The sequence below is a fragment of the Mycobacterium sp. genome (assembly GCF_032162605.1).
In the GTDB taxonomy this organism is placed as follows: Bacteria; Actinomycetota; Actinomycetes; order Mycobacteriales; family Mycobacteriaceae; genus Mycobacterium.
This window is the reverse complement of sequence record NZ_JAVROT010000350.1, coordinates 1-7,357: the sequence shown is the minus strand read 5'-3', so window position 1 is coordinate 7,357 and position 7,357 is coordinate 1. Positions and strand designations below refer to the sequence as shown.

General features: G+C 65.7%; 8 protein-coding genes and 1 pseudogene. 4 read left to right on the top strand and 5 right to left on the bottom strand.

Annotation, left to right across the window (positions count from 1 at the left end):
* The 4 genes from QOI01_RS19775 to QOI01_RS19760 all read right to left on the bottom strand — a co-directional run.
* Positions 1 to 277 (bottom strand): rhodanese-like domain-containing protein (locus QOI01_RS19775; protein WP_526383900.1); only part of this gene is annotated, 277 nt, incomplete at its 3' end.
* A 243-nt stretch (positions 278 to 520) separates the two neighbouring features.
* Positions 521 to 1,162, bottom strand: a complete 642-nt coding sequence (locus QOI01_RS19770) for a Maf family protein (RefSeq protein WP_526383898.1) — start codon at positions 1,160 to 1,162, stop codon at positions 521 to 523.
* Between the two features lie 61 nt (positions 1,163 to 1,223).
* Complete coding sequence (locus QOI01_RS19765; RefSeq protein ID WP_526383896.1) at positions 1,224 to 1,502, bottom strand: acyl-CoA carboxylase epsilon subunit; 279 nt, start codon at positions 1,500 to 1,502, stop codon at positions 1,224 to 1,226.
* A 37-nt stretch (positions 1,503 to 1,539) separates the two neighbouring features.
* Positions 1,540 to 3,177, bottom strand: coding sequence for an acyl-CoA carboxylase subunit beta (locus tag QOI01_RS19760; RefSeq protein ID WP_526383894.1), 1,638 nt, complete (start codon positions 3,175 to 3,177; stop codon positions 1,540 to 1,542).
* A 290-nt stretch (positions 3,178 to 3,467) separates the two neighbouring features.
* Here QOI01_RS19760 and QOI01_RS19755 point away from each other — a divergent pair, with 290 nt between their 5' ends.
* The 4 genes from QOI01_RS19755 (at position 3,468) to QOI01_RS19740 (ending at position 7,115) form a co-directional block, all read left to right on the top strand.
* Positions 3,468 to 4,073: a YdcF family protein gene (locus QOI01_RS19755; protein ID WP_526383892.1), complete on the top strand. Its 606-nt coding sequence runs from the start codon at positions 3,468 to 3,470 to the stop codon at positions 4,071 to 4,073.
* 227 nt (positions 4,074 to 4,300) lie between these two features.
* The gene (locus QOI01_RS19750) at positions 4,301 to 5,686 is read left to right on the top strand and encodes a sugar transferase (RefSeq protein WP_526383890.1); all 1,386 of its coding nucleotides are present in this window, start codon (positions 4,301 to 4,303) and stop codon (positions 5,684 to 5,686) included.
* Positions 5,687 to 5,705: 19 nt separating this feature from the next.
* On the top strand, positions 5,706 to 6,536 hold the full coding sequence (locus QOI01_RS19745; protein WP_526383888.1) for a biotin--[acetyl-CoA-carboxylase] ligase: 831 nt from the start codon (positions 5,706 to 5,708) through the stop codon (positions 6,534 to 6,536).
* A gap of 57 nt (positions 6,537 to 6,593) precedes the next feature.
* Positions 6,594 to 7,115, top strand: coding sequence for a PH domain-containing protein (locus QOI01_RS19740; RefSeq protein WP_526383886.1), 522 nt, complete (start codon positions 6,594 to 6,596; stop codon positions 7,113 to 7,115).
* Here QOI01_RS19740 and QOI01_RS19735 read toward each other — a convergent pair.
* A pseudogene (locus QOI01_RS19735) lies at positions 7,070 to 7,357 on the bottom strand (GtrA family protein); the annotation flags it as partial. The gene QOI01_RS19740 and the pseudogene QOI01_RS19735 sit on opposite strands and share 46 nt — an antisense overlap.

Here is a 7,357-nt window from a genome sequence, read left to right as displayed (position 1 = left end):
CCGTGTCGTCCCGGCCGATGCCCTTGCGGTTCATCAGGTCGGCGAACTGGGCGCCGTCGATGTAGTCGCGCACGTGCGGGTCGTTGAGGTCGGTGTGCCAGTCGATCTTCACCGCGCCGGGGACGTGGCCCGTGTCGTACAGCAGGACGTCCTCGTCGGACTCGACGATGGCCAGGCCGTGGCGGCCGATGTTGCCCGCCAGCCAGTCGGCGGTCACCAGCCGTTCCGGATGGGCGTACGCGGCCAGGGAGGGATGCGGGTCTGCAGGTAGCGACACAATGAGCAGCCTACTTGCCGGCCAACGAAGCGCTAGCTCCGCAGCGACGACTGGTTGGACCGGTACCAGGACACCGTCTCGACGATGCCGCCGATCTGCGAGTAGTTCGGCCGCCAGCCACTGTTGCGCAACGTACTGACGTCGAGCAACTTGCGTGAGGTGCCATCCGGTTTGGCTGTGTCCCAACACCGCACGGGCGAGCGGACTGGGCGTGCTTTTCGGGCTTTTCTCGCCTGGGCGCGGTCAAGGCACCGGGTTGGTACCCCATAGGTCCGCGATCGACAACCCTGCTCGTTCGAATAGCGACCGCGTCAACGGGAGGCCGATGCCGATGACGGCCGACGGGTCACCGGTGACGCCGTCGACGAACCACCCGCCGAGCCCGTCGAGTGTGAACCCGCCTGCCACGGCCGTCGGCTCTCCGCTGCGCGCGTATGCATCGAGTTCGGCTGGCGGCGGGTTGCCGAAATGCACCGTGGTGCAGGAGGCCGCGGCCAGTTCGCACTCAATCGCGTTGCCGCGCAACCGGATCACACAGTGCCCGGTGTACAGCTGCCCCGAGCTGCCTGCCATTGCCCGCCAGCCCGCAACGGCGGCCGACTCCGACTCCGGCTTGCCCCACAATCTTCCATCGCGGAAGAGCATGGAATCGCACCCGATCACCACACAGTCCACCGCGACGTCGGTCGGCAACATGGCCGCGACCGCCCTGGCCTTCGCCGTGGCCAACGCGGTGGTGACGTCACCGGGCGGGGAGTCGTCGGGCAGGCCGGCGACGATCGCATCCTCGTCGACGCCCGACACGATGACCAGCGGATCGATGCCGGCCTGACGGAGCACTCGTCGCCGGCCGGGGGAGGCCGACGCGAGGATGACTCGCGTCATGACTGATTCTCGTCGCGCAAGCGGCTCATCTCCGCACGTTTTTCTTCGCGCAAGCGGCTCATCAACGCCGCATGTGTGTTCTCTCCACCAGCGTCACCGTCTGCCAGCTGTGCACCGAGTAGCGAAGCTTGTCGATCGGCAGCCCCCACATGTTGAGCTCCTGGGGACCGGGCTCTGGAGTACCGCCGCCGCTTGCGAGCAGGCACACCAGTGCGGCCAGGTCTTCATCGGTGGGATTGCCCTTGAGGATCCTGATTTGCGGCACCGACGACTCGGCGGGTGCGTCAATGGTCAGGTCTCGTGGGTTGGAGACCTCGGTGATGTCGACGTCTTGTGACACGGGTAGTCCGTTCGTCAGGGGCCGGATTGAGCGCAGCTCAGAGCGGGATGTTGCCGTGCTTCTTGGGTGGCAGCTGCACGATCTTGCGTTCCAGCAGGCGCAGTGCGGCCGAGATGTAACCGCGGGTGTGCGACGGCGGGATGACCGCGTCGACATATCCCCGCTCGGCGGCCACGTAGGGATTGACCAAGGTGTCCTCGTAGTCCTGCTGCAGCTCCAGTCGAAGGGCGTCGACGTCGGCGCCGTCGGCGGCCGCTGCCTTGAGCTGCGAGCGGTAGACGAAGCCGACGGCTCCGGAGGCGCCCATCACGGCGATCTGTGCGGTCGGCCACGCGACGTTGACGTCGCAGCCCATGTCCTTGGACCCCATGACGCAGTACGCGCCGCCGTACGCCTTGCGGGTGATGACGGTGATCTTGGCGACGGTGGCCTCGCCGTAGGCGTACAGCAGCTTGGCACCGCGCCGGATGATGCCGTTGTATTCCTGGTCCGTTCCAGGGAGGAAGCCAGGAACGTCCACCAGCATGATGATCGGGATGTTGAAGCAGTCGCACGTACGCACGAATCGCGCCGCCTTCTCCGAGGCGTTGATGTCCAGGCAGCCTGCGAACTGGGTGGGCTGATTGGCGACGATGCCGACGGTACGTCCGTCGACCCGCCCGAACCCGATGACGATGTTGCCCGCGTAGCCGGACTGCACCTCGAGGAACTCGTCGTCGTCGAGGATGCGGGTGATCACCTCGTGCATGTCGTACGGCTGATTCGGCGAGTCGGGGATCAGGGTGTCGAGTTCGAGGTCCTCGTCGGTGAGGTTGTCCTCAATGGCGCCGGGGTGCGGCGGGGCCGGATAGCGCGGCGGCTCGGCCGCGCTGTTGGGCGGCAGGTAGCTCAGCAGGTCGCGGACGTAGTCGAAGGCGTCCTGCTCGCCAGAGGCGACGTAGTGCGCCGTGCCCGACTTGGCCATGTGCGTGTGCGCACCGCCGAGTTCCTCCATGGTCACCTCTTCGCCGGTGACCGTCTTGATGACGTCCGGTCCGGTGATGAACATCTGGCTGGTCTGATCGACCATGATGACGAAGTCGGTCAGCGCGGGGGAGTAGACGTGCCCGCCCGCGGCGGCGCCCATGATCAGCGAGATCTGGGGGATGACGCCCGAGGCCAGGATGTTGTTGCGGAAGATCTTGCTGTAAAGCCCCAGCGAGACGACGCCCTCCTGGATGCGTGCGCCTGCGCCGTCGTTGATGCCGATCAGGGGGCGGCCGGTCTTGAGCGCCAGCTCCTGGACCTTGACGATCTTCTCGCCGTAGACCTCGCCGAGGCTGCCGCCGAAGACGGTGGCGTCCTGGCTGAAGATGCAGACGTCGCGACCGTCGATGGTGCCGTAGCCGGTCACGACCCCGTCACCAACCGGGCGGTTGGCTTCCAGTCCGAAGTTCTTGCTGCGGTGTTTGGCCAGCGCGTCGAGCTCGACGAACGAGCCCTCGTCCAGCAGTGCGAAGATGCGCTCGCGGGCGGTCAGTTTGCCCTTGGCGTGCACCTTCTCGATCGCTGCCTCGCCGACGGGATGCACCGTTTCTTCGGCGCGCTTGCGAAGGTCGGCCAGCTTGCCCGCGGTGGTGTGGATGTCGATCTCGTAATTCGCCGCGGGTGTAGAAGGCTCGGTAACGCTAGTCATGGTCAAGGATCGTAGCGACAACGCGGTTCGTCCTCCTATGCAGGTTTCCCGAGCAGAAGCGGCCGGAGCCTGACGAGCGGGGCCCGCATCCCCGCGGATCGTTGCGATCGCGGGGCTCCCGAGCGGGCCAATTGCTCGCCGGTGAACGCCGATTACATTCGTGGTGTCCGTCGTCCATTACTCGCGGCAGTGTGTGCGCCATCGGGAAGGTCGAAGATCACGAATGCTTCGAACGTGTGGCAGTTGAACCGCTGTGGTGTGAAATCCCTGGCGATGGAGCGGGATTCGTCGTGACCCACCCGGCCCGCATGTCGGCGCGTCGGCGAATCCTGGTAGCGCTCGAAGTCGTCTTCGTCGTGGTGGGGATCGTCCTGGTCGACCTCGGCATCAGCGGATACGTGGTGTTCACCCGTGCGACGGTGGACCAGCTACGGCCAGCCGACGCGATCATCGTGCTCGGGGGTGAGCACGACGGTCGGGAGGATTACGGGTTGAGCCTGGCGCGGGCGGGCCTGGCGAAGACCGTTGTCATTTCCAACCCGAACGATCCCCGCGACCGGGTGATGAAACGGGTGTGCAGCGCGTCTGGCGGCGGCATCGAGGTCATCTGCCGCCGACCCGATCCGCCGACCACCCGCGGCGAGGCCGACATGATGCGTCCACTCGCCAGGGAACGATCCTGGACCAAGATCATCGTCATCAGTTGGCGATATCACCTGCCCCGCGCGCGGCTGATCTTTCACCAGTGCTTCTCCGATGCGCCCGCTGCGACGGTGATGGTGCCGGTGCCCCGGCGCTACCGATATTCACCCCTGGACTGGGAGTTCGTCTACGCCTACCAGTGGGGCGCACTCGCGAAAGCGGTCGTACAGGGCGAATGTGACGCTTCCGCATAATCCGCACGTGACCAGGATAACCCGTATGGGTAGCGGATTCTGGCAAACAGTGTCATAGTATTGCTGAGCCTGGGGGCGAGCTCGCGAAACAAGCCGCTGGCAATCAGGAGGTGGCGCGACCAGTGTCGCTGGCAGAAGAGGTTTTCGCGCCCGCTGCATCCCCCATGCGGACCGTCAATTCTGGTAACGGTCCGCGGTGGCAACGCCGATACGTTCAAGCCCTCGTGGTGGGTGACGTCGTTGTCGTCGTGGTCGCGTTGGCCTGCGCGCAGATGGTCAAATTGGGCCGCCCGATTGCCGGTCTCGATCCGGCTTGGATCGACTTCTCGAGCCTGTCGGTCGTGATCGCCGGGATCTGGCTCGCTCTGCTGTCCGCCTACCGCACCCGATCGCCGCGGATCGTCGGTGCCGGCCACGAAGAGTACCGACGCGCGGTGTCCGCGACGATGGGCACCATCGGGGTGGTCGCCGTGACCCTGATGATCTTCCGGCCCGACTACGCGCGCGGATACCTTGCCGTCGCATTTCCGCTTGGGTTGGCCGGACTGGTCGTCAGTCGCAACATCTGTCGCCGCTACCTGAACCGCCAGCGTAGGCGGGGCCGTTGCGTCCTCAAAGTGCTCGCCGTCGGCGACGTCCGGGCAGTGCGCAGCCTCGTTCAGTCCCTTACTCGGGGTTGGGGTTACGGCTATGCGGTCGTCGGCGTGTGTCTCACCGGACGCACGTCCGGTGGCACCATCGAGATCCCCGGCGTTGGCACGCTGCCCGTGCTTGGTGACGAAAGCGCGGTACACGACGCGATCCTGAAGCTCAATGCCGAAACCGTCGCACTGACCACCACCCACCACCTCGGGCCGGAGGGTGTGCGCGAGTTGTCTTGGGACTTGCACAAATTGGGCGTCGACCTGGTGGTCACCCCCGGTGTGGTCGACGTCGCCGGACCGCGGCTGACCATGCGCCCGGTCGCGGGCCTTCCGTTGATCCACGTGGAGAAGCCTCAGTACAGCGGCACGAAGAAGGTCCAGAAGCTGGCATTCGACTACCTGGTGTCGGTGTCCGTGCTGTTCGGTGCGTTGCCGGTGATGATCGGCGTGGCGATCGCGATCAAGCTGACGAGCAAGGGCCCGGTCTTCTACCGCTCCGAACGCATCGGACGTGAAGGCCAGCCGTTCCAGATGATCAAGTTCCGCACCATGGTCGATGGAGCGGACAAGCAGGTCGGCACCCTCTTGAACGTGAATGACAGCGTCGGCGGCGTGCTCTTCAAGATCAAGGAAGATCCGCGGGTCACCGGCATCGGAAAGTTACTGCGCAAGTACAGCATCGACGAGCTACCCCAGTTCTTCAACGTGTTGCGACGAGACATGAGTGTCGTCGGACCTCGACCCCCGCTACGCCGCGAGGTGGATACCTACAACGACCAGGTCCGCCGGCGACTGCTGGTGCTTCCCGGCATCACGGGGCTGTGGCAGGTCAGTGGACGCTCGGATCTGTCGTGGGAGGACTCCGTGCGACTCGATCTCTCCTACGTGGAGAATTGGTCGATCACCAACGACGTGCTCATCGCCGCGAAGACGATCCGAACCGTGACCAAGGGCGCAGGCGCGTACTGAGCCGTGCGAGGCTGACCCCGTGACTGCTGACGGGAAACGGGACCCGCTCGACGAGACGTTGCTGCGCGAGAGCGTGCTCGGGGGCGCGGGTTGGCGTCGGCTCGACGTGGTGCCCGAAACTGGTTCGACCAACGCGGACCTGATTGCGCGCGCGGCCGCGGGCGATGACATCGCGGGCGCGGTGCTCATCGCGGAGCATCAGACGGCCGGGCGCGGACGCCAGGGCCGGACCTGGTTCGACGCGCCGCGCGCGCAGATTGCGATGTCGGTTGGCGTCGACGCGGGGAACGTGCCCACCGAACGTTGGGGTTGGCTGCCGCTGGCGGCGGGCGTGGCCATCGTCGAGGCGGTCCATGGCTGCACCGGCGTGGAGGTGGCGTTGAAATGGCCCAATGACGTGATGGTCAAGGGTAGGAAGCTGGCGGGCATCCTCGCCGAAGTCGCTGCGCCGCAACGGGTCATCGTCGTGGGCATGGGCCTCAACGTCACGCTTCGCCACGACGAGATCGCCGCTCCCCAGGCGATTTCGCTTTCCGAACTCGGTGTCGACGCACCGAGTCGCCACCGCGTGGTCACCGAGCTACTCGGCGTCCTTGGCGACCACGTCCGCGATTGGCGGGAATCTGGCGGGGCCGATTCGCGATTGGCGGTGAAGTACCGCGCGATGTGTTCGACGCTTGGCGTGCTGGTCCGTGCCGAACTCCCCGGTGACCGGGAGGTGATCGGCGTGGCCCGCGATGTCGACGAGCAGGGTCGGCTGTGCATCGAGGGCGAAGGCGAACGGGCAGGCGAAGACGTGGTGTTGTCGGCCGGCGACGTAGTCCACCTGCGGCCGACCGCGATTGGTTGACGAACAACCCCCGTCGATGCGGTCAGAACGGCGACTCCTGCGGCTAAAGTCGCAGGCGTGGCTTATCCGGAGAACGTGCTGGCCGCCGACGAGCGGGTGGTGCTGCATCGTCATCCGCACTGGAAGCGGCTGATCCTGCCGGTCCTGGTGCTCCTCTTCGCGACCGCATTGGCGGCGTTCGGTGCCGCGGTGGTCAGCAAGGCCCACTGGACTTCGGCCGTCGCCACCAACGTCGTCATGGCGGTCATCGGCGTGGTGTGGCTGGTCGCGATCGGGTGGCTGGTGTTGTGGCCGTTCCTGAACTGGCGCTCAACGCATTTCGTCATCACCGAACGGCGGGTCATGTTCAGGCACGGGCTACTCACCAGGTCGGGCATCGACATTCCGCTAGCGCGCATCAACAGCGTCGAGTTCCGGCACGGGGTGTTCGACCGAATGTTGCGGACCGGCACCCTGATCATCGAGTCTGCGAGCCAAGATCCCCTCGAGTTCCACGACATCCCTCGCGTGGAACAGGTTCACTCACTGCTGTATCACGAAGTCTTCGACACCCTGGGTTCGGAGGAATCGCCAAGCTGATCCTCGTGGCGGGCGCGCCTGGGCCGCAGCGGCGTGACACCGCCGTGGCCCACTTCGATCTCGTCCTCGATGGCCTCCGCAAGGCCACCGGCGGTGAACGACGCCTCGAAAGCCTTGTCGGGATGGCGGGCGAGCTCGTCGGGGAACACCCAGCGCCGGAAGGCCCAAAACCGGAACGCCATCTGGAGTAGGTTGCCGACGACGTACGCGGAGACGAAGTCCGCGATGTTCTCCATGGTCAG